The following is a 24,003-nucleotide window of genomic DNA, read 5'->3' on the forward strand; positions in this document are numbered from 1 at the left end:
CACAAAAAAGTATTCAAACCGAATACTTTTTTGTGTTTTAAATAGCGACTGCTAATAATTATTAAGAATTTGTCAAAAATTGAATCTTTTAAAACGCTACAGTAGGGAAAGCTCTTTAATATTGACTAATTTCGTAATTACGAAAATAAACAACGATGGGGATTAAAATCACTGGAACAGGAAGCTATATACCAAGCTATATAGAAAAAAATGAGAACTTTTATAATCATCAATTTTTAAATGCAGATGGTTCTACAATTAAGAATTCTAATGAAGTTATTGTAGAGAAATTTAAAGCCATTACAGGAATTAACGAGAGGCGGTATGTCACAGAAGATCTAAACAACTCTGATATTGCCACATTTGCAGCTGAAAAAGCCATTGAAGACGCTAAAATAGATAGAGAAACAATTGACTACATTATTGTTGCTCATAATTATGGCGATATTCTTCATGGCTCAGAACAAAGTGATACGGTACCTAGTATTGCTTCGCGCGTAAAACATTTATTAAAGATTAGAAATCCTAAATGTGTGGGTTACGATATCCTTTTTGGTTGTCCAGGATGGATTGAAGGCGTTATACAAGCCAAAGCATTTATCGCTTCTGGTATTGCGCAACGTTGCTTAGTTATAGGTTCTGAAACCTTATCTAGAGTAATAGATCCGCATGATAGAGATTCTATGATTTATGGCGACGGTGCTGGTGCGGCTATTATTGATAAAAGCGACCTTGAGGGCGGTATTTTAGCCCATGAAACAGCAACCTTTGCCTTTGATGAGGCGCACTATATTTTCTTCGGAAAAACCAACGATAAAGACAGTGATGCCCAACGTAAATACATTAAGATGTATGGACGTAAAATTTATGAATTCGCATTAACGAATGTCCCAAAAGCTTTAAAATCTTGTTTAGAAAAAAGCGGGAAGTCTATAAAAGACGTAAAGAAAATATTGATCCATCAGGCGAATGAAAAAATGGATGAAGCTATTGTAAAACGGTTTTACAAACTTCATAATATGGACATGCCTGAAGGGGTTATGCCAATGACCATTAATAAGCTAGGAAACTCTAGTGTGGCTACCGTACCAACTTTATATGATGTGATTTTAAAAGGCGACTTAGAAAATCAAAACATTAACGAAGGTGACGTTATTATTTTTGCCAGTGTAGGTGCCGGCATGAATATTAATGCCATTGTTTATCAATATTAATTAAACGCGAGCCCTTCAGTAGTTCTTTTTTATGTACGAGAAAACATACCCGAATAAACGTTTTAATTTAACGCTTCAGTTCTTAAAAAAACACGTTTCCACTTCGGAAACAATTTTAGATTTAGGGGTAAAGAATCCGTTTACTGAAATTATGCTATCAGAAGGTTATAACGTTGAAAATACCACAGGTGAAGATTTAGATGAAGACCGGAAGGCTATTGTAGCCTCTCCGGCCAAAGTGGTTACTGCATTCGAAATTTTTGAGCACCTCTTATCGCCTTATGAAGTTTTAAAGTCTGTAAAGGCCAATAAGATTCTTATTAGTATTCCACTTAAATTATGGTTCGCCTCAGCCTATAGGAGCAAAACCGATATGCGCGATCGTCATTATCACGAGTTTGAAGATTGGCAATTAGATTGGCTCCTAGAGAAAACAGGCTGGGTGATTAAAGACCGTCAAAAATGGACCAACCCCGTAAATAAATTAGGGATTAGACCTATTTTAAGACGCTTTACACCGCGTTATTATATTGTTTATGCTAAACGGTCTTAAATGCTATTGCCTTTGAACTTCTATATCATAATTCCAGCACACAACGAAGACGCTTATATTGGTCTCACCTTAGAATCTTTAGCAAAGCAAACCTTGTTACCTAAAAAGGTCGTTGTGGTTAATGATAATTCTACCGACAACACACAGAAAATTTGTGAGGATTACGCGTCACGATATCCTTGGATTTCAGTATTAAACTCTAAGTCCTCTGCAAAACATCTGCCGGGTTCTAAAATTATTCATGCCTTTAATAAAGGCTTAAATACTTTAGATACGGATTATGACATCATTTGTAAATTTGATGCCGATCTTATTTTTCCGGAGTCCTATCTTAAAACTTTAGCCGCACATTACAAGACCAACTCGAAATTGGGAATGGTTGCTGGCTTCTGTTATATTGAAAAGAATAAAGAATGGATTTTAGAAGATCTTACTAACAAAGATCATATCCGAGGTGCGCTAAAAGCTTACAGAAAAGCCTGTTTTGAACAAATAGGACAATTAAAAGCTTCTATGGGTTGGGATACCGTCGATGAGTTACTTGCAAAATACCACGGTTGGCAAGTCCTTACAGATGAAACCTTGCATGTAAAACATTTAAAACCTACGGGACAATCTTATAATAAGGCCTCAAAATACTTACAAGGAGAAGCCATGTACAAGTTACGTTATGGCTTTTGGATCACCCTAATTTCTGCAATAAAACTAGCCTATAAAAAAGGGCGTTTTCAATTGTTTAAAGATTATATGTCTGGCTATTTTAAAGCCCAATCGGAGAAGGTGACGCCTTTAGTGTCGGAAGCCGAAGGCCAATTTATTCGCCAATTACGATGGAAAGGCATGCTCAATAAATTTAAGTAACCCCCTAAAACGACCAGCTTTTGTAACTCGCAGAAGCTTCAAGTTGATCTTCAATACGGTCTTCTAACTCCGGAAAGAAATCAATTCCTGTTAAGGCTTCAAGCGTATCTACAGACACCACAAATTTATACAAGGGTAAGTTTGAGTTTTCATGATTCATCAAAAAAGCAATCATTTTAGTTTTTCCATTTGTATGGTCTAAAATCACTTTATAAAACTGATTAGGCACTGCCACCTCTTCTTCCCCTATTGTTTTTAAATCCTTATTTAAAATTCCGCCTGTAACCACAAACACGCCATCATTCTTTTTGGCCCAATAGCGTACTTTCTGTTCTAAACGGTTCCAAACACCTGCATTAAATTGATGTTCTTGTGGACTTATATTACTCGTTAAGAACGTCTCATCATGGGCCGCTTTTGTAAAACGCCTATCACCAGCAGGACATAAATGTCCTTTATCGTAACCCGACTTTTTATAATTCTTCCAATGTGCTGCGCCTGTTTTTACGGCCTCATCAATTTCAAAATACGGTCTTTTACGATTGGTAGAACTTAAATGAGAAGCCTTCAGTTCATAAGCGACCCACTCCGCTTGTTCATACGGTTCACTGTACGAAAGTGAATAATTCTGATGATGTATCACCTGCCCCGTAGTACTTGTCGGTAAAAAAAATGTATTGGTAAGCGCCTTTACTGTCTGACCATCTTTTATAAGGTCTGACTTCGCTTTTTGTTCTATAAAAAAATCATAGCTGTAAATACCAATGACGATAAGTACAGCTATGATTGTAAAAATGGGTTTCCTTTTCACACTAAACGAATTATTCCATTATAAATCCTAAAGGTTGTCCTGTAGCTCCACTAGGAAAGCTAATGCCTAACATAGCAGAAATCGTTGGTGCAATATCTGGTATTACCGTTTTATTAAACGTTTCGCCATGCTTCACGCCTTTACCAAAAAATAATAAGGGCACATGCGTATCATAGTTTAATCCACTACCATGCGTAGATCCTGTTTTGCTATAAGAAATAAAAGCCGTGTCATTCACCAAAACAACATCTCCAGATCGTTTTTGGTTAAAACCATTTTCAATTAAAGCCTCTATACCATTAGAAAACGTCGTAGTGCTCATCGTGGTAGCCGTGTATACTTTAGATACATTAGGATAACTTAACTGTTCCATAGCAATAGCCGTTTGAACATCTGACAGTTTTAAACCTAAACCATTAACTTTATTTCTATCTAAAAAGATTTGATTATTGCTAATATTCTCTACCAAGTCTTTTGTCCCATAAGTAGCATCTAAGAAGCTATTGAAACGATTTTTTCTATCCTTATTATCTACATATCCTGCAGGAACTTTTCTTGTTTTTAAATAAGAAGGCACATCTACCGCACCATGATCTGCTGTAAGAAAAACAGTGTATTCACCTTTCCCCACAGTACTATCTAAGTAATTAAATAAACGCTCTAGATCTTTATCTAAACGTAAATAAGTATCTTCAATTTCTTTAGAATTAACTCCAAAATTATGACCTACGTAATCCGTTGCCGAGAAGCTTACCGTTAAAACATCTGTAATAGCATCTTGTCCTAATGCTTCTCCCTCAATTGCAGCCATAGCGAAATCGGCTGTTAAACTGTTACCGTAAGGCGTTGCTTTTAAAATATCAAAACCTCTATTGGTTTTACTCAAGGTTTTTAAATCATAAGGAAACGTTGCCTTTTCCTTTCCTTTAAATCCGCCTTCAAAAGTATTTTCATCTACACCACTCTCCGTATAGGTAGAAATATCATAAAGTGTATTCCATGGTTTTAAATAAGACGATGCCTTTTCTGAAGCATTAAAATCTTTAACCCACTGTGGCAACTCTTTTGTATAGAAAGAACTGGTAATCCAAGCGCCTTCATCAGCACCGTGAAACCAATATGCTGCATTTGCAGTATGCCCTGCTGGTAAAATGGCTCCCCTATCCTTTAAGGCTAACCCGATTGTTTTACCACGCATTTGCGTAAACAGTCTGTTTTCATCACCAAACGTCGTCGTTTGTAGTCTATGAGGCGACATTAATCCGGCTTTGTTCTCCGTCCCTACTGGAGTTACTTGGTCATCACTTGCGCAATACACCATTTCTTTGATTTCTTTATCGTACCAATTATTACCAATAATACCGTGAATTTTTGGCGTTGTTCCCGTATAAACAGAAGCATGACCAGGTCCTGTATAAGTTGGCACATAATTAAAATGATTGTTTTTACAGTTAAAACCTTCATTAATCATACGCATAAATCCTCCTTCTCCAAATTTAGATTCAAAACGTGTAAGATAATCGTAGCGCATTTGATCCACAACAATCCCAACAACTAACTTAGGCTGTTCAGATGAGCTTATAGGGTTGGTTTGGCTTTTAGTTTCAGTAATTGTATTTTGTGCTCCACACGACATAAATAAGAGGAGTACAGCACTTAAAGTGAAGAAATTTTTCATTAGAATAAAACATTATTATTAAGATTCAAAAGTACGATTTAAAAAAATATCTTAGTTCAAATTAACATTATTAACTAATCATTTTTTATACTTTAGCAATAATAAAATTCAACATGACTTACCTACATAATATTGGAACCTATTTTATAATGATTAAAGATATTTTTCGTAGACCGACAAAATGGTCTGTGATGAAACCTTTAATTTTAAAAGATATTGATGATCTTATCATTGGTTCTTTAGGGATTGTAGCCTTTATTTCTTTTTTCGTTGGAGGCGTTGTAGCCATCCAAACGTCCTTGAATATGACCAGTCCTATTATGCCAAAATACTTGGTCGGTTTTGCCACACGACAGTCTATAATCTTAGAATTTGCACCAACCTTTATCTCGATTATTATGGCAGGTAAAGTGGGGTCATTCATTACGTCTAGTATTGGGACCATGCGTGTTACAGAGCAAATAGACGCCTTAGAAGTTATGGGAATTAATGCCATTAATTATTTGGTGTTCCCTAAATTTATCGCCTTAACACTTTATCCTTTTGTTATTTCAATAGCCATGTTTTTAGGTATTCTTGGTGGTCTTATGGCTTGTGTATATGGCGGATACGGCACCATGGAAGATTATCTAGAAGGTGTACAATTAGACTTTATTCCGTTTCACTTTATTTATGCCTTTATAAAAACTTTTGTTTTTGCCTTCTTATTGGCAACTATCCCATCGTATTATGGGTATTTTATGAAAGGTGGTGCTTTAGAAGTAGGAAAAGCGAGTACCACATCTTTTGTTTGGACCAGCGTATTGGTAATTATTGTTAACTTTTTACTAACCAGTTTATTATTAGGCTAAAACATGATTGAAGTTAAAGACTTGCATAAATCGTTTGAAGACGCACATATTTTAAAAGGACTTTCTACCACTTTTGAAAAAGGACAAACCAATTTAATTATTGGGCAAAGTGGTTCTGGTAAAACAGTTTTCTTAAAATGTTTACTCGGTTTATTTGAATATGAAGAAGGATCTATTTCTTATGAAGGCCGAAATTTTAGTAAGCTCTCAAGGAATGAAAAGACCGAATTACGTTCTGAAATGGGAATGGTTTTTCAAGGCAGTGCCCTTTTTGATTCTATGACGATTGCTGAAAATGTAATGTTCCCATTACGCATGTTTACCAAGCAAAGCATGAGCGAAATGGAAGACCGTGTTAATATTGTACTTAAACGTGTAAATCTTGACAATGCGCATAACAAAATGCCTAGTGAAGCTTCTGGAGGAATGCAAAAACGTGTGGCTATTGCAAGAGCTATTGTTAACCGTCCTAAATTCTTGTTTTGTGATGAACCTAACTCGGGTTTAGATCCTAAAACTGCTATTGTGATTGATAATTTAATTCAAGAAATTACTGAAGAATTTGACATTACTACAGTTATAAACACCCACGATATGAACTCCGTTATGGAGATCGGAAAGAAAATTGTATTTTTAAAAGACGGACTGTTAGAATGGGAAGGCTCTAATAAAACCATTTTTAAAACAGAAAACGAAGCTGTGACCAACTTCGTTTATTCATCTGAGTTATTTAGAAAAGTACGTAGAATGTATTTAGAGGAGGATGCTCAATAGGTTATAACCTCACTCTAGCCATTAGTTTCTTCTTATAAAAACGGTATCGACTTTAAGTTCATTTTTAAGCCATTTCTGCAAGTCGCGTTCTTTATTAAGCACAAGGCTATCTGAAAGTTTTACTTTCCATCTTACATGTGCAATTGTAACGGTATCAATATTGATAAAATCTTTAGACTCTAACATTTTAGCATAACCAAAATATTCTAAATCATTAAATTTAATCTTCGCATCACGCGATAAGGACGAAAATGATACCGCGTTTATATTGGTGTTTTTAGACTCTATTTGTTGATTAAGATTGGTAATACTTTTTTGTAAATTTTCAATCTGAGTTTGTAACCCATCAATAACATTATCCTTACGGTCTAAATCTGCATAGGCACGATCTAAAGACTCCATTAAACGGTCTGCGCTTCGCGTTTTATTCGCATTAATAATCAACTCAAAATCCGATAAATTGATATAATTCTTTTTCTCATTTTGTAAATCGGTGATCATTTCATCACTCACATCACCATTAAAATGAAGATTCATCGTCTTGGTTTCTATGTCTAAATCGTTATCTCGCTTTTGATACCAAAGGTTAGAATTACTCTCAATTTCGTTTTTTACAAAATTATCAAAATCACGTTGATAACGACTTTCTTGCAGTACCGTTAAGAAGGTCCAGATTGCAGGTATCATTACAATTATAGCTACCCCCATAGCAATCCTAGAGGTTCGTTTTCGCTTTGCTGAATTGGCATATTTAAGCATTGGAAAACGCAAAATTTTCAACACTAAAAAGGTCGCTAAGGCGATGAATATGGTGTTAATGGTAAACAAATACATGGCACCACCAAAAAACTGCCAATTTCCTTTAGCCAAACCATACCCTGCTGTACATAAAGGCGGCATTAATGCCGTAGCAATAGCAACACCAAAAATAACAGAAGCAATAGTTCCCTTCTTAGTCCTCGCGATAATTAAGGCTAGACCACCAAAAAAGGCAATTAACACATCACGAATATCAGGACGCGTACGCCCCATGAGTTCTGAGGTATCTTCACTTAAGGGGAATAGGTAGAAGAATAAAAATGCCGTTAATAAACTTAGCACAATCATCGTGGCCAAGTTGATTAAAGACTTCTTTAAAGTATCTATATCATTAATCGCAATAGATAGGCCCACACCCAAAATTGGCCCCATTAGGGGAGATATTAACATGGCTCCAATCACTACTGCCGTAGAATTGGCATTTAATCCTATAGAAGCCACAAAAATGGAACAAACTAAAATCCACGCTGTCGCCCCTTTAAAAGGAATATCGTGTTTTATGGCCGTTATTGTAGCTTCTCTATCGGTGTCATCTCTGAAGTCGAGCAATTCATGCAAAAAGGTTTTAACACTAGCAAACAAGCCTTGCGCATCCTTTTTTACGGCATCCTTTTTATCTTCAACCGCCTGCTCTTTATTCATTTCATTGGTCATGCGCCCGGCCTCTTCATCAGAAAAATTAAATTTATTTTCTTCACTCATAGTTATAAAATTCCAAAATTATAATTAGAACCACAATTGGTTAAGCTAAACACAGAAGACCTCAAAAAGATTATCCTATAGCATCACCAAATTTAGCTTTTGCTTTTTGTAATACCTTTTTAATATCTTGTTCTTTTGCTTTTGGAAAGATAAGTAAAACTTCCTCTTTGTCCACAACGATATAATCATTTAGACCATCGATAACGACAACTTTTCCTTTTTTAGAACGAATCATATTTCCTGTAGAATCTTCTAATAAGGTTTCTGCATTAACCACAGCATTAGAACTTTCATCTTTATCTAACTTGTCGTAAAGACTTCCCCAGGTACCAAGGTCATTCCAATCAAAGGTGGCAGGAATAACAAAGACATTAGTACTCTTTTCCATTAAGGCGTAATCCACCGAAATATTTTCAGCCTTCCCATAATTTTCTTTTATAAAGGCGTCTTCTAGATCTGTATTATAAGCATCGTAACCGCTTTCAAACAATTGAAATAATTCGGGCTGATTATTTTTAAACGCTGAAACCACTGCGGCTACACTCCACATAAATATACCGGCATTCCACAGAAAATTGCCTTGCTCTATAAATGATTTTGCCGTAGCATAATCTGGCTTTTCTCTAAATTGACTCACCGGTTTAATTTCTTCAGAGGCAGCTTTATCGTATTCAATATAACCATAACCTGTATTAGGGAAGGTTGGGGTAATTCCTAAAGTCATCAGCGCATCGTGCGATTGGCAATAGTCAAAAGCGGTCTGAACGTTAGTTGTAAACGCCGTTTCATCTTCAATCCAATGATCACTTGGCGCAACAATCATAACAGCATCCTTATTTTCCTTCTGAATTTTTAAAGACGCGTATAAAATACAAGGTGCCGTATTACGCATAGCAGGTTCTAAAACCACCTGTCGTTCGGTCACTTGCGGTAACTGCTCAAAAACCAAATCATTATAGCGTTCATTGGTAAGAATAAATATATTTTCCTCTGGAATTAACTTTGCTAAACGGTTGAATGTTTTCTGAATAAGGGTATCTCCAGTCCCTAACATATCATGAAACTGTTTTGGAAAATCTTGGGTACTTACAGGCCAAAACCTCGATCCTACTCCACCAGCCATCAGTATGGCGTAATAATTTGAATTCTTACTACTCATTTCTATCTATTCGTATTTAATTTATTCTATAATTTCTACTTCTGCATTTGGGTTAAACAAATATAGTTTTCCCGTGCTTACTTCAAGGCATTCAATGCGTTTTCTTCGTTGGTTTCCTCTTTTAAACACCCGACCATTGTACAACTTAAAAATCTGATCTACCGAAAGTTCAAAAACATAGGTTGTATCGGGTGCATCACTGTAGCGTTTTAAAGCTAAAGCCAACGGCGCATCCGTATCACTAGAGGCTTTAGGATTTTTAAAATGTCGCGCTAATAAAGGTAATAAATCTGAAGGAAAAACCTCAGGGCGTAAAAAGGGTAACATTAAGCGTTGAAATGTATGTTTCCACTCCTTACCATGCGGCTTTATAGACCTGCCATAACTTTGATAGGCTTCAAAATGCGCAATTTCATGAATCAAGGTGATTAAAAAACGATAGGAATTCAAATTAGAATTTATCGTGATTTGATGCTTTCCGTTAGAAAGCGCTCTATAATCGCCATGTCTTGTTTTGCGCTCCTTCTTAACTTTTACATTCAAATTATCAACAGCCAAAAGTTCTATAACTAACGGTCTTGCTGCCTCTGGAATATATTCTAAAAGTGCTGATTGCATTAGCGCAAAAATAGTGGATATAATTATATTTTACATCACCTAAAAATTAAGATTTATTCCTACAAAGTATTCCTCCTTTAAAGTAAGGATCTTTTTTTTCCGACTTAAGGCTTTCAAAATCTAGAATTTAGGCAAATTCTTAACCTAGGGTGTAGAATTAGATACCTGCAATACCTTACCGTTATAATACTTATGGCCGGTTAAAGCAAAATTCTGAATATAATCTGCCATGTCTAAAGGTGATGAATTGGCCACATACCCCGGAAAGGCTTCCTCAAGCATTTCAGTTTGTACCGCTCCTAAAGCCAAAACATTAAATTGTGGTCCGGTCTCCTTATATTCTTCAGCGAGCAATTCCGTCAATGTAATTACAGCACCTTTACTAGAACTATATGCTGCTAAGCCCGGAAATTTCATACTTCCTTGTATGCCTCCCATTGAACTCACTGTGACCACGTGCCCATCCGATTTCATAAATGGTATGACAATTCTAGTTAATTCTGCAACACCAAAAACATTCGTTTTATAGACCGTTGTGAAATCTTCAAATGATGTTTCTGCATAGGGTTTATTAATTATCGCCCCTGCATTATTAATTAAGATATCGACATGCCCCCATTCTTTTTTGATAAAATCGGACACCTTAACATAAGCGCTTTCATCACAGAGATCAAAGGCCATGGTTTGAACCTCATCTAAATTCAGATCTAAAACAGGCTGTTCATTACGTGACAAGGCCAAAATTTTATGACCTTGTTTGGCTAATAATTGTACCAATTGGTAGCCAATACCACGACTCGTTCCGGTTATAATTATATGTTTACTCATTGTTTAAAATTACTTCTTTATTAGGGGCATTTATCATTCCTTCTAAGGCCGGAATCATCGTATTTATAAATTTCAGCATATGGCCATAATCCATTTTATCAGCTTCGTCATCCACATGGTGGTAATAATCGAAATTGGTAAAATCGAAGGTAGAAATAGCATGTGCCGGAATTTGCAATGCTTTATAGAATGGATAATTATCAGAACGTCTAAAAAGTGACATTTGCTTCGCTTTATCAAAAAAACCGATGACCTCAGCATTGGCATATGCGTTTAACTTTTCAGCAAAATTAGATTCCTCATACCCACTCATATAAGCCATAATTTCGCCTTCAGCTCTAGGCACACCAATCATTTCAAAATTAAGCATGGTGTACGCATTTATCCCCTGACCTTTTAGACGTGTTGCTAAGTGCGTTGACCCTAATAAACCCAATTCTTCCGCATCATATAACGTAATTAAAATACTTCTTTTATTCGATTTGGTTTTGGCAAAATAACGTCCAAACTCCATAGCTGCCAAGGTCCCAGAAGCATCATCATTAGCACCATTAGCAATGCTGTCTCCTTCTACGGTTTTACCTTTACCAATATGATCGTAATGTCCGCCAAGAATAACAAATTCATTTTTTAATACCGGATCTTGACCTTCTATGACCCCTACAATATTATAACCGTCAATATCTTTAACTTTAAATGAATCTCTATAGGTTTTGAAATAAGGCTTTATCCCATTCGCCTTTAAATAATTTTCAATATAAACTGCTGCTTTTTCTAAGCCCGCCGTACCTGTAGCACGCCCTTCTAATTCATCGGATGCCAAATAGGACATACTCGTTTGAATAGCCTGTTGCGTTAATTCGGGTTTTGAAAGCTCTCCTGTTGTTGAAACTTCTTTCTTTTTACGTGATGAACAAGCACAAACGAGGGCCATGCACAACACAAAAATTATGTTCTTCATATTGATTTTTTAGATGCGTTTAAAGATAAAAAAATCCTGATTCGATAAATGATCAAATCAGGATTATATATTAAGAGATTCTAATGCGATTAAGAATCATATTTTATACTTACAATACCATTGTTAATGGATTTTCAATATAACCTTTTAAAGTTTGAAGGAATTGCGCTCCAGTAGCACCATCTACAGTTCTATGGTCACAAGCTAAACAAAGTTTCATTGTGTTTCCTACAACAATAGCACCGTCTTTAACTACAGGCTTTTGAACAATAGCACCTACTGAAAGTATAGCTGAATTTGGTTGGTTGATAATTGATGTAAAGCTATCAATACCAAACATTCCTAAGTTAGAAATGGTAAAGGTACTTCCTTCCATTTCTTCTAGCGATAACTTCTTCGTTTTTGCTTTTATAGCGTATTCTTTTACAGCCGCTCCAATTTGCGTTAACTTACGTTGATCTGCAAATTTAACAACCGGTACAAGAAGTCCTTCATCTACTGCTACAGCAACACCGATATGTACATGATGATTTAATTTCATACGATCATCAAACCACTGCGAATTTACTTGTGGGTGTTGTTTTAAAGCCATGGCACAGGCCTTAACAACGATATCATTAAATGATATTTTAGTATCAGGAATAGCATTCACTTCCTTACGGAAAGCAATAGCATTATCCATATCAAACTCCACATTTAAATAGTAATGCGGTGCGGTAAATTTAGATTTTGCTAAGTTTTTAGCGATGGCCTTACGCATGTTAGAGTTAGGAACTTCATCAAAACTTTCTACAGCACCTGAAGCTACGCTTGCCACTGCAGCTGCAGGAGCCGCCGCTTTAGGCGTAAAGTTTTCAATATCTTTCTTAACGATTCTTCCGTTTTCTCCAGAACCTTGTACATCTGCTAAATCGATTCCTTTTTCTTCAGCCATTTTCTTAGCTAAAGGTGACGCAAAAATACGTCCAGAAGTCGTTGCTGCAGGTTTTGAAGCTGGAGCAGCGGTTTTCTTAGGTTCTTCTTTTTTAGGCGCAGCCTTAGGGGTTTCTTTTTTAGCTTCGGTTTTTGGCGCTTCTTTCTTTGGTTCAGCACCACCGGCTGTAAAGTTTTTAGCAATCCCAGAAACATCAGTTCCTTCAGGACCAAGAATGGCTAATAAAGCATCAACCTTAGCACTTTCACCTTCTTCTAATCCGACATATAATAAATGTCCAGATTGAAAAGATTCAAATTCCATGGTTGCTTTATCCGTTTCAATCTCGGCTAAAATATCACCTTCTTCAACAGCATCACCAACATTTTTTAACCAAGAGGCTACAGTACCTTCTTCCATAGTATCACTCAAACGTGGCATGGTTACCACAGTAACACCTTCTGGTAAAGCTTCTTCTTTAGCGTCTGAACTTGCTGATTCTGAAGTTTCAGGTGTTGAAGATTCTGATGCATCTTCAGATGCTGCTGGTGCAGATTCTCCGTTTAAATACCCTGAGATATCCTCACCTTCTTCACCTATAATAGCTAAAAGTGTATCTACTTTTGCCGTTTCACCTTCTTGAATACCAATATGTAATAAAGTCCCTTCATTAAAAGACTCAAATTCCATCGTGGCCTTGTCGGTTTCGATTTCAGCTAAAATTTCCCCTTCTTCAACTTTGTCACCCACTTGTTTTAACCAAGTAGCAACAGTTCCTTCTTCCATGGTGTCGCTCAAACGCGGCATGTTAATTACTTCTGCCATAGTTTACTTTATTTTGTGATCTATAAATGGGTAATCTTCCTGTTCATATACAACATCGTACATAACATTCTTATCAGGAAATGGCGATTCATCTGCAAATTTCTCACATTCTGAAACGCGGTTTTTCACCTCTTTATCAATTGCTTTTAAGTCTGCTTCGGTAGCGTATTCTTTTTCAAGAATAATATCTTTCACCTGAGTGATTGGGTCAATTTTCTTGTATTCAGCAACCTCATCTTTAGTTCTGTAGTGTTGTGCATCAGACATAGAGTGACCTCTATAACGGTAAGTTTTCACTTCTAAGAAAGAAGGTCCTCCGCCTTTTCTTGCACGTTGTATAGCTTCATCAAACGCTTCCGCTACTTTTATTGGATTCATTCCGTCTACAGGTCCTGATGGCATATCATAACCTAAACCTAATTTCCAGATATCCGTATGGTTTGCAGTACGCGCTACAGAAGTTCCCATGGCATAACCGTTGTTTTCACAAACAAACACCACTGGTAAGTTCCATAACATAGCAAGGTTAAACGTTTCATGTAAAGATCCTTGTCTAGCAGCACCATCACCAAAACAACAAATAGTTACAGCATCGCTATCGTGATATTTATCACCAAAAGCAATCCCTGCTCCTAAAGGAATTTGACCTCCTACAATACCATGACCTCCGTAAAAACGGTGTTCTTTAGAGAAGATGTGCATTGAACCACCTAAACCTTGAGAGGTTCCGGTTGCTTTTCCAAATAATTCTGCCATTACACGTTTTGGATCCACACCCATACCAATTGGCTGCACGTGGTTACGGTATGCCGTAATCATTTTATCCTTAGTTAAGTCCATAGCATGTAATGCACCGGCTAAAACAGCTTCTTGTCCATTATATAAATGAAGGAAACCTCTAACTTTTTGTTGAATATAAACTGCGGCAAGTTTGTCTTCAAACTTACGCCAGAACAACATGTCCTCATACCACTTTAGGTAAACTTCTTTAGTTATTTTTTGCATTTCTTGATGAGTTCTTTAAATAGAATAACAAAAATAACACTTTACACAATAATGAAGAAACTGTATGCCATAAAAAAATCAAGATATTACTGAATTTTCAATAACGAAAACCCTATAACACTGAACTTTCAAAAAGAAGTGGTAATAAGTTGGCTAAGGAGTGTGATTTTACAACTTTTCCTTGAGCTCCCATAAAGTAAATTTCAATAGGAAGATCTTGTTTTATTTCATATTCTGCAATCGCTTGCCTGCATGCTCCACAAGGTGGAATTGGCTTATCGGTAAGTTGATTTTGCGATGAGGCTGTAATGGCCATTGTTAGCATTTTAGCCTTCGGAAATTTAGCCCCTGCATAATAAATCGCAGTACGTTCTGCACAGAGTCCTGAAGGAAAACAAGCATTTTCTTGATTGTTACCTATAACAATTTCTCCGTTGTCTAGTAAGATGGCTGCACCAACATTAAACTTAGAATACGGCGCATAAGCATCTTCCCTTGCTTCTATGGCCGCCTGCATTAAGGTTTGTATATCTTCAGAAACTTCATTAATATCAGTATAAACTTGTAATGTCGTTTCTAGTTTTACTTCCTTCATATTTTACAAATTAGTTGAGACAAAAAAACTATTGCCGTTAAACAATAGTTCTTTAAATATAATTATTTTTTTGTCAGTCTATACAAAGACTGGACCTTTAAGTGGATTAATACTCATTGTATTCCCCATCTCCAAAATTGAAAGTCAGAGAAAAACGAAGTGTATTTTCTAACGGACTCTGAATTTTTGATGCCGAGAAAAGGTAAGATAGATCGACATTAATGGTGGTGTATTTAAACCCTGCTCCTAGTCCGAAAAACTTACGTGCACCTTTATCATCTGCTTCATTAAAATAACCTGTTCGTAATGAGAAGTTATCTTGATACGTATATTCGGCACTTAAAGCCCAAGTAAATTCTCTTAACTCTTCACTTAGTCCTCCTGGCGCATCACCAAAGGATTGAAAAACACCTGTTAAAAATCCAACATCTGGATCTTGACCATCAATAATGATATCGCTTGTAATTGGGTTTCCGTATTCTTCTCCTTCATCATAAACGCCATTCCCATTATCATCTTCGTAATTATACTCATTACCATAAACAGGAGGTGTTGGCACTAAATATTTAGACACTTCTCCGGTAACAGCTAATTTATTGTACTGATCGAAAATAAAATCGAAACCAGCTCCTAATCTCAGGTTTGTAGGTTGAAATACATCTTGCCCGGCATCATCATACTTAAATTTTGGACCTAAATTCTGAATTGCAAAACCAGCTCTCCAACGTCCGTTAAAATCAGTATAAGCTTCTTCTTCACTCTGATAATATCCTGTAATATCCGCACCAAAAGTACTTCCAGCATTAGCGTTAGAGTCGACCTGACCTAAACGCAACGCAGAACGCATATAACGCAAACCAACAGCCATAGAGAACTGATTCCCTAATCTTAATGAGTAAGCGGCATCTATTGCAAATTCGTTTGGTTTTACAGCAACTCCTGGGTCATTTGCATCTTGGGTAAGTACAATTTCACCTAAAGAAAAATATTTAAGTCCTGCTGAAAAAGCACTATACTCATTGATACGATTAAAATACGTTACATAACTTAAGGAAATATCATTAACCAAACGCGTTAAATACGGCGTATAACTTAAACTCACCCCTTGCTTTGTTTCTGAAAACGCATATTTAGCAGGGTTGTATTGTTGCGAAAAACCATCTACAGAGGTCGCTACTCCCATATCTCCTAATGACGCTGATCTTGCATCTGGAGCAATTAACATAAAAGGTAAACCGGTAGTAATAACACGACTGTCATTAGAATCTGGAATAATTACGGTACCATCTTGGGCAAAGGCATTACTTAAAGTAACCAAAGCCATTAAGGCTATAATTTGTTTTTTCATTTTTAATTTTTGATCTATTAATACTCAAAGAGCACAACTCATCTGTTAGCAAATATAATTTAATATTATAGTATGACAAGTTTTTGAATTTTTTCAACTTGTTTATTTAAACGGTTAGATTTCACTTTTAGTTTATAAACATAGACTCCTTTTCCAATTTTATCGCCAAAATCATCTCTACCATCCCAAACAATGTTTCGAGATAGAGAGCTTGATGCATCCGAACAACACTCATCTGCACTGGTCTGTCCGTTTAAGGTACGCACCAATTTACCAGAAACCGTAAAGATTTGAACTGAGATATCTAAAGGCTCAGAACTATTATGGTTAAACCAAAACTCGGTATAACTTACAAATGGGTTAGGGTAATTTAATACATTTTCAATGACTAAGGCTTCATCTTCATCATACACCATAAATTGAATTTCTTCTGTTGAAGAATTGTTATAAACATCCCAAGCTTTTAAGGTTAAGGTGTGCAAACCTGGTTCTAAATCTCTAAACGGATAACTTACCGTTCCGTTGGTATAATCATCTACATTGGCTTGGTAATAACTATTAAGGACAATAGGATTGGTTTCGTCTGCATCTATTATCGCTGTAATATCATGTCCAATACCACTTGCAGTATTAATTCCATTATCATCTTGTAATTTTACAAGCACGGTTGGCGAATCGTTAGTGATGCCTCCTGAGACAAAGTTCTCATCATTCATATAGAGATTGATGACAGGCCCTAAGTTATCTTCAGGGGCATTTTCATTAATCCCTCCTATTTTTATATCAAAATTTGACCCTGCCTGATCGGAGGTTGGTGAGTCGGTTTGCGCATAAAAGCTAACTTTCCCATTGCCTACAGGAATACCTATATCTTTTGGTACAACAAAATCGAATTCAAACAATCCATTGGTAACACTAGCCTGACCTTTAAAGACCACTTCTCCTAAAGTGGTAAAATCCATTACAATTAAATTATTATCACCATCTCTTATACCGTCATTCCCTAAGGTCTGACGTGATATAGACTTATCGAAAACCGTAGCGGTTAAAGTTCCGTTATAGTTAGATAATAAATTTCCGTTGGTATCGACAACCTCTCCTGCTAATTTAGTATAGCTTAAAGCTTTTAAGGTATCTATCGCTTGAGTTATAGGAACATCATTAACTTTAGTTAAACGCACATCGGGTTGTGCAAAAGCCAATTTCATAGCCGGATCGCCTATATAGAAGACCAAACGTTTTTGACTTGAGCCAGCGATATTATTATCCGTCTTTGCTAGACGTAAGGCTTCCGCCATTGAAGGATAATCATTAGAACCAAAAGCAAACAAATAATTATCTAAAACCTCATTGAGCGCCTCACCTACAGAAACGATAATTTGTCTTGTGGTTGTAATTAAAGCTATAGCGCCACCATTTTCATTCCAAAAGGTATATTCACCAGCAGTATCACGGTTAGGATCATCAAACTTAGTATACTCACAGGTAACCGTTATAAATAAATTGTACTTACAAAAATTATTGATTTCTTGAGAATCGATTTTATCAAAAATACGCTCCTTAGCAATGCCGTCTTCACCACCATGTCCAAAATAATTAACCACTAGTGCACCAACCTCAATAGCATCTTGAATGGCCTCATTAACTTTAGGATAACGATCTCCTGCCGCTGAAGACTCTTGCTCAAAAGCATCAGAATGAATTTTTATGACATTTAAAAAAGGCTTCTCTTCTTCTAAGGTGGTCCCTAAGTCATCCGTTGTTTGTTGTAAACGCTCTTCCCATGCTTCATCAACATCATCAGAAATTAAAAGCACATTGTTTCTCCAACTTCCATACGATTCGGCTTGGTAATACGAATTGACCTTATCTACCATTTGATTGGCACGCTGTACATCTTCAGCTAAAATTCTACCTACAGCAACATCCATACGATCTGCTGTAGTCATTCCGCCTTCATTATCATCTAGCATGGCGTAAAAATCGTCAGATACAAACGAACTTGTTAAACTAAAACTACTTGTAGAATACCAAGAAGGAACCAAGTTCGTGTTGTTTGATATTCTATCTTTATAATCATAAGATCCTTCACCAAATAAACAAAGGTATTTTAAGCGATTGGCCGGTGTACTTGCATTATCGTAGACATATTTCACAAAGTTACGTAAGGCAGCGATATCTTGGCTTCCGGTGCTAAATTCATTATAAACCGTTTGCAGGTCTACTACCTTAACATTTAAACCATATTGTGCTCTATTAATATCGGCTAAACGTTCCGCTGGCGCTAACAATTCAGTAGGTGCTAATATGATATAATCAACATCTTCAAACTGTCCGTCTGAATTAGTAAAAATGGTTCCTTTTAAATTCTGATTCGCCAAAGTGGTTCTCGAATCCGTTTTTGGGGTAAACACATCACTGTTTGAAAACGCTATATAAGTACGGGCTTCACCCGATTGCGATTTAATAGCCATGGTATCGGCGTTATCTGAATTTTCAACTGTAGTTACATTAAACCGATCCGTAATATCCCAAACTTCTCTAACATTAGAGGTGTTGGTTATATTATACTGAACGATTCCAGGCGTACTCACCACGTCGTTATTTTTAAAAACCAACTGATCGCCTTCATATCTTAAACCACGGGTGGCTTCAATATTTATATAATCGAGATAGGCATTTGCCGAAGGATTTCCGCTGTTATTATAATCTAAAGTGACATTAACTTCATCTGAAGTCAGAGAAAGTGATTGGTTGTAGGATGCCGAGGTTCCTAAAACAGAGCCCACAGATATGGACCCTAAACTCATGGTGGTAACAAGATTATCATTAATGGTGACCCCCATCGAAGTTTGCACTTCTGAGACCGCCCCTACTGCAATGCTAACGTTTACTGGAACCGAAGTAACGAGGTTAGGAAAGTCAAATTCATAAGTCCGTTGACTTTCAATATCAAAATCATCTCCAAACCAACGACGCCCTAAACTCGCCAAGTTATATTCATCGACCTCATAAAATTGATAGTCTTGAAAGGTGTCAATTTCAAAATCTGCATCAGCCGTAATAGTCGGCATAGCGTCTATACGTTTCCCATAACTAGATCCTACATTAATATAGTAATAGGTTTTATCTGTATAGAGATTAATATTGGTATCACTTTCTTCATTATAAGTCTTTGGCCCTTCACCATAAAACAATATATAATCCGCATTATCAAAACTCCCATCCTCTTCTCCGACGAATCTAATAGCATTTTCAACAACATCAAAAGGATAGTTTTCAGAATTTTCTAAGGGTAACATACGTCCACCGTTTCCATATAACTTAATGGTCCGTGGATCTACCGCATTGGTATTCACCCCTAGATTACTTAAAAAATTTCTACTCAATTTAAACACACCAGAATCTTCGATGTAAAAACGATACCACTCACCACTACTTAATACCGAATTGGTAATGTCATTAACCCCCATGGTACTGTTAGTTAATTGTGCTGCACGTACACTATAGTTAAGTGTAAAGGAAACCACCTTTTTATAACTACCTCCCTCTTTAATAATAGGATGCATTTCTAGATAATGGGCAGAACGTCCACGTGCATTCGTATTATAGACCTGATAAGAAGGTGACGATGGAATGTCATTAGGATTAAGATCTTTTAATTCTGAAGCCGCTATGGTTTTGTAAGAAATATTAGTCAGCGTTACAGAGTTTTCATCAATAGAACTGCCATTACTTTCCCATTGCGAAACAAATAAAAGTCCTTGCTGGTCATTATAACTGAAATTTTCTTCATTAAATGCGGGTACTTCTACACTACGATAGTCCGTTTTAAGAATTTTAGTGCCTTCCCAGTCAATGTTGAACTGTTTTTTTTGAGCAAAACAGAGTACATTAACAAGAAGTAGCGCAATGACATAGTAATTTTTCATTTATAATTTTCGTTTTAATCGCCTTATACCTTTTAAAGAAGACTAGCAAACCCATTCGTTGACAACTCAATAACGTTATTGAAAGCCTGATAGTATGGTCTGATAATTTTTATTTCAAAAATACAACAATAAATTATTTCTGTTCTCGTTATTAAAAGGCAAAATACAACGTTAAATTGAAAAAAATCCGACGTTGTGTTCAAAAAAAAGGATGAAATGCACTCTTTTTTACATTTAGACGAAAAAAAAAGTTGTCAGTTTACCTTTAATTGTTATATTGCGACTCTAAAATTAAACGAGCTTACTTAAACGTATGGATATGAAAAATGTCTCAACCCTAAAATTTTTAATAGCAGTAACGCTTTGCGCTTCGATTGTAAGTTGTAATCGTTCTTCTAATTCTGGCAATGTCGATAGTGCCACAGGCTGGAAAATCAACGACAAACAAGGTGGTTTTCAGTACAATACACAATTTAAAGAACAAGAAACACCTCCAGGAACAGCGTTTGTTGAAGGTGGGACTTTTACAATGGGTAAGGTACAGGATGATCCAATGCACGATTGGAACAACACTCCAAACCAACAACATATTCAGTCCTTTTACATGGATGAAACAGAAGTTACCAATGTAAACTATTTGTTTTATTTAGATTATTTAAAGAATGTTTACCCACCAGATGATCCAAATTTTGCTTTAATTTATAAAGGAGCGCTTCCGGATACTTTGGTATGGAGAAATCGTTTAGGTTATAATGAAATGATGACAGAAAACTATTTACGTCACCCAGGTTATGCAAATTACCCTGTAGTTGGTGTAAGTTGGATTCAAGCTGTTGAATACGCAAACTGGAGAACAGACCGTGTTGCAGAATTATCATTACAAGAAGCTGGTTACATAAAAAGAGATGCACAGTACACTGATGTAAGTGCAGAAAGTACATTTAGTACAGATACGTATATTAATGCGCCGTCTCAAACTTATGGTGGTAACACTGAAGTTTTAGAAGGAGGACAACGTAGACAACAAACCGATGCAGAAGGAAATCCTATTAATGTATATGCAAACAGAGAATCTGGTTTAATCCCGGTTAAGTTTAGACTTCCTACTGAAGCAGAATGGGAATATGCTGCTTTAGGTATGAGTGAATTACGTCAATACAACGTTTATAGAGGTCGTAAAAAATACCCATGGGATGGACAGTATACAAGATCTGGACAACGTGTAAACCGTGGAGATCAAATGGCTAACTTTAAGCAAGGAAAAGGTGATTACGGTGGAATTGCAGGTTGGTCTGATGATGGAGCTGATATTACTGCTGAAGTAAAAACATATGCGCCTAACGATTACGGATTATATGATATGGCTGGTAACGTTGCTGAATGGGTAGCTGATGTTTACAGACCAATAGTAGATGATGAGTTTAACGATTTTAACTACTATAGAGGAAACGTTTATTCTAAGAATGCGATTAACGAAGATGGAACTGTAAAAATTGTAACTGTAGACGAAATTGTTTACGATACTTTAAGTAATGGTAAAATTGTCGCTAGAGATTTACCAGGTGAAATTGCAAAAGTGCCAATCGATGAAGAAGAAACTTATTTAAGAACAAACTTCAGCCAGAGTGATAACAGAAACTTTAGAGATGGAGACAAGCGTTCTTCTCGTTATTACAGAGAAAGTTTTGATGAAACTGAAGGTTCTAAAACAAGTACTAGCAAAATGTACAACTCACCAAAGCACCGTGTAGAAGTTGATACTACAGAAGGAACAATGGTAAGAGAATACGATCAGTCTAATAACAGAACGTCTTTAATTAATGACGAAGTTAGAGTTTATAAAGGTGGATCTTGGAGAGATAGAGCGTACTGGATTGATCCAGCACAAAGACGTTACTTCCCACAAGATATGGCTACAGACTATATTGGATTTAGATGTGCGGTTTCTAGAGTAGGTTCTAAAAGTGAACAAGCTGGAAAACGACGTAACTAAAAAATAATTAAATTATTTGAAAAAAGTCCTGATATTTATATCAGGACTTTTTTATTTTTAGGCTTATTCTATAGCGTTGCGCTAATACCATTATCCTACGCTTTATAGCCAAAAACTTTAATCTCATAAACACAGAGCTTATACCGTTACACTATGACCATAGCAGATATCTACGATAAATTTAAAACTTGTACTACGGTATCTACCGATACAAGAAAACTTTCAGAAGATTGTTTTTATGTCGCCTTAAAAGGGGATAATTTTAATGGCAATACATTTGTACAACAAGCCTTTGATGGCGGCGCAAAATTTTGCCTTGTAGATGAAGACGATGCCGTGATTACCCCTAACTGTATTTTGGTTAAAGATTGCTTACAAACCCTTCAAGATCTCGCCAACCACCATAGAAAAGAAATTGACATTCCCATTATTTCTTTAACAGGAAGCAACGGAAAAACAACAACAAAAGAACTTATTAATGCGGTCTTAAAAACAACTTATAAGGTTAAAGCCACTCGCGGTAATTTAAATAACCATATCGGTGTTCCCCTCACCTTATTAAGTTTTACTAAGGATTTAGATTTTGGGATTGTAGAAATGGGTGCAAATCACCTTGAAGAAATTGCAATTCTCTGTCGTATTGCCGAACCCGATTATGGATTAATCACCAATTTTGGCAAAGCCCATTTGGAAGGTTTTGGTAGTGTTGAAGGCGTGGTTAAAGCCAAGTCTGAACTATATGAATATTTAAAATCTCATAATAAAACCATTTTTATAAATACGGAAGACCCAAAGCAAGTTTCTCAAATAGGGTCTTACTCAAAAGTGAGCACTTTCGGAACAGCCCCAGAAAATGATTGTGTCATATCATTTAAAGACGCCAAACCCCATGTCTCTTTACATTACAAGGCCACGGAATTACACAGCCAACTGATTGGCGATTATAACTACGGAAATATTGCCGTAGCCGTAGCTATTGGTCAATATTTTAAAATTGAAACACAAGCCATACAGCAAGCCATAGCCCAATATAAACCTGATAATAACCGATCGGAAATTATTATAAAAGGGCATACAGAGATTATTTTAGATGCTTACAATGCTAACCCAACTAGTATGATTGCAGCCTTACAAAACTTTAAACAGTTGTCCGCCGAACATAAATTTTTATTTCTAGGCGATATGTTTGAATTAGGGGCTGATGCCGCTCAAGAACATCAAGCTATTGTCGATTTCTTACAGCGTCATTTTAAAGACCAGCAGATCTATATTATAGGTGAGAATTTCAAAAAAACAGAAACAGAAGATTACATTCATAAATACGCTTCATTTGATGCGCTTAAGAGCCATTTAAAAACTTTAGATTTAAGTCAGGCTTCGGTGTTAATTAAAGGCTCTAGAGGTATGGCTTTAGAACGTATTTTAGATATTATATAGGGAGCAGTGTCTTAAGATAATGTACGTTGGAATGAAACAATTTAAAATCTTATCGTTTATTCTTATCAAAGATTATATATTCCCATAAATACACTGTATTTTTAAATCATAAACTGTTTGAACAAG

The 24,003-nt window shown here is 36.1% G+C and carries 19 protein-coding genes; 7 read left to right on the top strand and 12 right to left on the bottom strand.

Annotation, left to right across the window (positions count from 1 at the left end; genetic code table 11):
• Positions 1–155 precede the first annotated feature (155 nt).
• Genes ACFQ13_RS06955 through ACFQ13_RS06965 form a run of 3 tightly spaced genes read left to right on the top strand, consistent with a single transcriptional unit; the run spans position 156 to position 2,628 of the window.
• On the top strand, positions 156–1,214 hold the full coding sequence (locus ACFQ13_RS06955) for a 3-oxoacyl-ACP synthase III family protein (protein ID WP_386115583.1): 1,059 nt from the start codon (positions 156–158) through the stop codon (positions 1,212–1,214).
• Between the two features lie 31 nt (positions 1,215–1,245).
• A complete protein-coding gene (locus ACFQ13_RS06960; protein WP_386115586.1) occupies positions 1,246–1,767 on the top strand; it encodes a methyltransferase in 522 nt (173 codons plus the stop codon).
• 12 nt (positions 1,768–1,779) lie between these two features.
• The gene (locus ACFQ13_RS06965; protein ID WP_386115653.1) at positions 1,780–2,628 is read left to right on the top strand and encodes a glycosyltransferase family 2 protein; all 849 of its coding nucleotides are present in this window, start codon (positions 1,780–1,782) and stop codon (positions 2,626–2,628) included.
• 4 nt (positions 2,629–2,632) lie between these two features.
• On the opposite strand, the gene ACFQ13_RS06970 is transcribed toward ACFQ13_RS06965, so the two are convergent.
• Both ACFQ13_RS06970 and pafA read right to left on the bottom strand, forming a co-directional pair.
• Positions 2,633–3,439, bottom strand: coding sequence for a DNA/RNA non-specific endonuclease (locus ACFQ13_RS06970; protein ID WP_386115589.1), 807 nt, complete (start codon positions 3,437–3,439; stop codon positions 2,633–2,635).
• 10 nt (positions 3,440–3,449) lie between these two features.
• On the bottom strand, positions 3,450–5,117 hold the full coding sequence (gene pafA, locus ACFQ13_RS06975) for an alkaline phosphatase PafA (protein WP_386115592.1): 1,668 nt from the start codon (positions 5,115–5,117) through the stop codon (positions 3,450–3,452).
• A gap of 113 nt (positions 5,118–5,230) precedes the next feature.
• Here pafA and ACFQ13_RS06980 point away from each other — a divergent pair, with 113 nt between their 5' ends.
• Together ACFQ13_RS06980 and ACFQ13_RS06985 are read left to right on the top strand one after the other, a co-directional pair.
• Positions 5,231–5,968, top strand: coding sequence for an MlaE family ABC transporter permease (locus ACFQ13_RS06980; protein ID WP_114310830.1), 738 nt, complete (start codon positions 5,231–5,233; stop codon positions 5,966–5,968).
• A 3-nt stretch (positions 5,969–5,971) separates the two neighbouring features.
• Positions 5,972–6,742 (top strand): ABC transporter ATP-binding protein, encoded by a 771-nt coding sequence (locus ACFQ13_RS06985; RefSeq protein WP_386115596.1) that lies wholly within the window; start codon positions 5,972–5,974, stop codon positions 6,740–6,742.
• Between the two features lie 21 nt (positions 6,743–6,763).
• Here the strand turns inward: ACFQ13_RS06985 and ACFQ13_RS06990 are convergent, their stop codons facing one another.
• The 10 genes from ACFQ13_RS06990 to porU form a co-directional block, all read right to left on the bottom strand.
• Positions 6,764–8,263, bottom strand: a complete 1,500-nt coding sequence (locus ACFQ13_RS06990; RefSeq protein ID WP_386115599.1) for a DUF389 domain-containing protein — start codon at positions 8,261–8,263, stop codon at positions 6,764–6,766.
• A gap of 70 nt (positions 8,264–8,333) precedes the next feature.
• The gene (locus ACFQ13_RS06995; protein ID WP_386115602.1) at positions 8,334–9,422 is read right to left on the bottom strand and encodes a mannose-1-phosphate guanylyltransferase; all 1,089 of its coding nucleotides are present in this window, start codon (positions 9,420–9,422) and stop codon (positions 8,334–8,336) included.
• 21 nt (positions 9,423–9,443) lie between these two features.
• Positions 9,444–10,040 (bottom strand): SprT-like domain-containing protein, encoded by a 597-nt coding sequence (locus tag ACFQ13_RS07000; RefSeq protein ID WP_386115604.1) that lies wholly within the window; start codon positions 10,038–10,040, stop codon positions 9,444–9,446.
• 144 nt (positions 10,041–10,184) lie between these two features.
• Positions 10,185–10,868 carry an SDR family NAD(P)-dependent oxidoreductase gene (locus tag ACFQ13_RS07005; protein WP_386115607.1) on the bottom strand — a complete coding sequence of 228 codons (684 nt, stop codon included), beginning with the start codon at positions 10,866–10,868 and terminating at the stop codon, positions 10,185–10,187.
• Positions 10,861–11,829 carry a M28 family metallopeptidase gene (locus ACFQ13_RS07010; RefSeq protein ID WP_386115610.1) on the bottom strand — a complete coding sequence of 323 codons (969 nt, stop codon included), beginning with the start codon at positions 11,827–11,829 and terminating at the stop codon, positions 10,861–10,863. The genes ACFQ13_RS07005 and ACFQ13_RS07010 overlap by 8 nt, the downstream gene beginning before the upstream one ends.
• Before the next feature lie 109 nt (positions 11,830–11,938).
• The gene (locus ACFQ13_RS07015) at positions 11,939–13,567 is read right to left on the bottom strand and encodes a pyruvate dehydrogenase complex dihydrolipoamide acetyltransferase (RefSeq protein ID WP_386115613.1); all 1,629 of its coding nucleotides are present in this window, start codon (positions 13,565–13,567) and stop codon (positions 11,939–11,941) included.
• A gap of 3 nt (positions 13,568–13,570) precedes the next feature.
• Entirely contained in the window at positions 13,571–14,572 is a 1,002-nt protein-coding gene (pdhA, locus tag ACFQ13_RS07020; protein WP_386115616.1) for a pyruvate dehydrogenase (acetyl-transferring) E1 component subunit alpha, read from the bottom strand.
• A 112-nt stretch (positions 14,573–14,684) separates the two neighbouring features.
• Positions 14,685–15,167, bottom strand: a complete 483-nt coding sequence (cdd, locus tag ACFQ13_RS07025; protein ID WP_386115619.1) for a cytidine deaminase — start codon at positions 15,165–15,167, stop codon at positions 14,685–14,687.
• Between the two features lie 106 nt (positions 15,168–15,273).
• Entirely contained in the window at positions 15,274–16,515 is a 1,242-nt protein-coding gene (gene porV, locus ACFQ13_RS07030) for a type IX secretion system outer membrane channel protein PorV (RefSeq protein WP_386115622.1), read from the bottom strand.
• A 65-nt stretch (positions 16,516–16,580) separates the two neighbouring features.
• Positions 16,581–20,447 carry a type IX secretion system sortase PorU gene (gene porU, locus ACFQ13_RS07035; protein ID WP_386115625.1) on the bottom strand — a complete coding sequence of 1,289 codons (3,867 nt, stop codon included), beginning with the start codon at positions 20,445–20,447 and terminating at the stop codon, positions 16,581–16,583.
• Positions 20,448–20,760: 313 nt separating this feature from the next.
• On the opposite strand from porU, the gene gldJ reads away from it, so the two are divergent.
• Together gldJ and ACFQ13_RS07045 are read left to right on the top strand one after the other, a co-directional pair.
• Complete coding sequence (gldJ, locus tag ACFQ13_RS07040) at positions 20,761–22,440, top strand: gliding motility lipoprotein GldJ (protein ID WP_114310819.1); 1,680 nt, start codon at positions 20,761–20,763, stop codon at positions 22,438–22,440.
• Positions 22,441–22,593: 153 nt separating this feature from the next.
• Complete coding sequence (locus tag ACFQ13_RS07045; protein WP_386115629.1) at positions 22,594–23,877, top strand: UDP-N-acetylmuramoyl-tripeptide--D-alanyl-D-alanine ligase; 1,284 nt, start codon at positions 22,594–22,596, stop codon at positions 23,875–23,877.
• Positions 23,878–24,003 lie beyond the last annotated feature (126 nt).

The organism is Winogradskyella rapida (assembly GCF_042675845.1).
GTDB classification, from domain to species: domain Bacteria; phylum Bacteroidota; class Bacteroidia; order Flavobacteriales; family Flavobacteriaceae; genus Winogradskyella; species Winogradskyella rapida.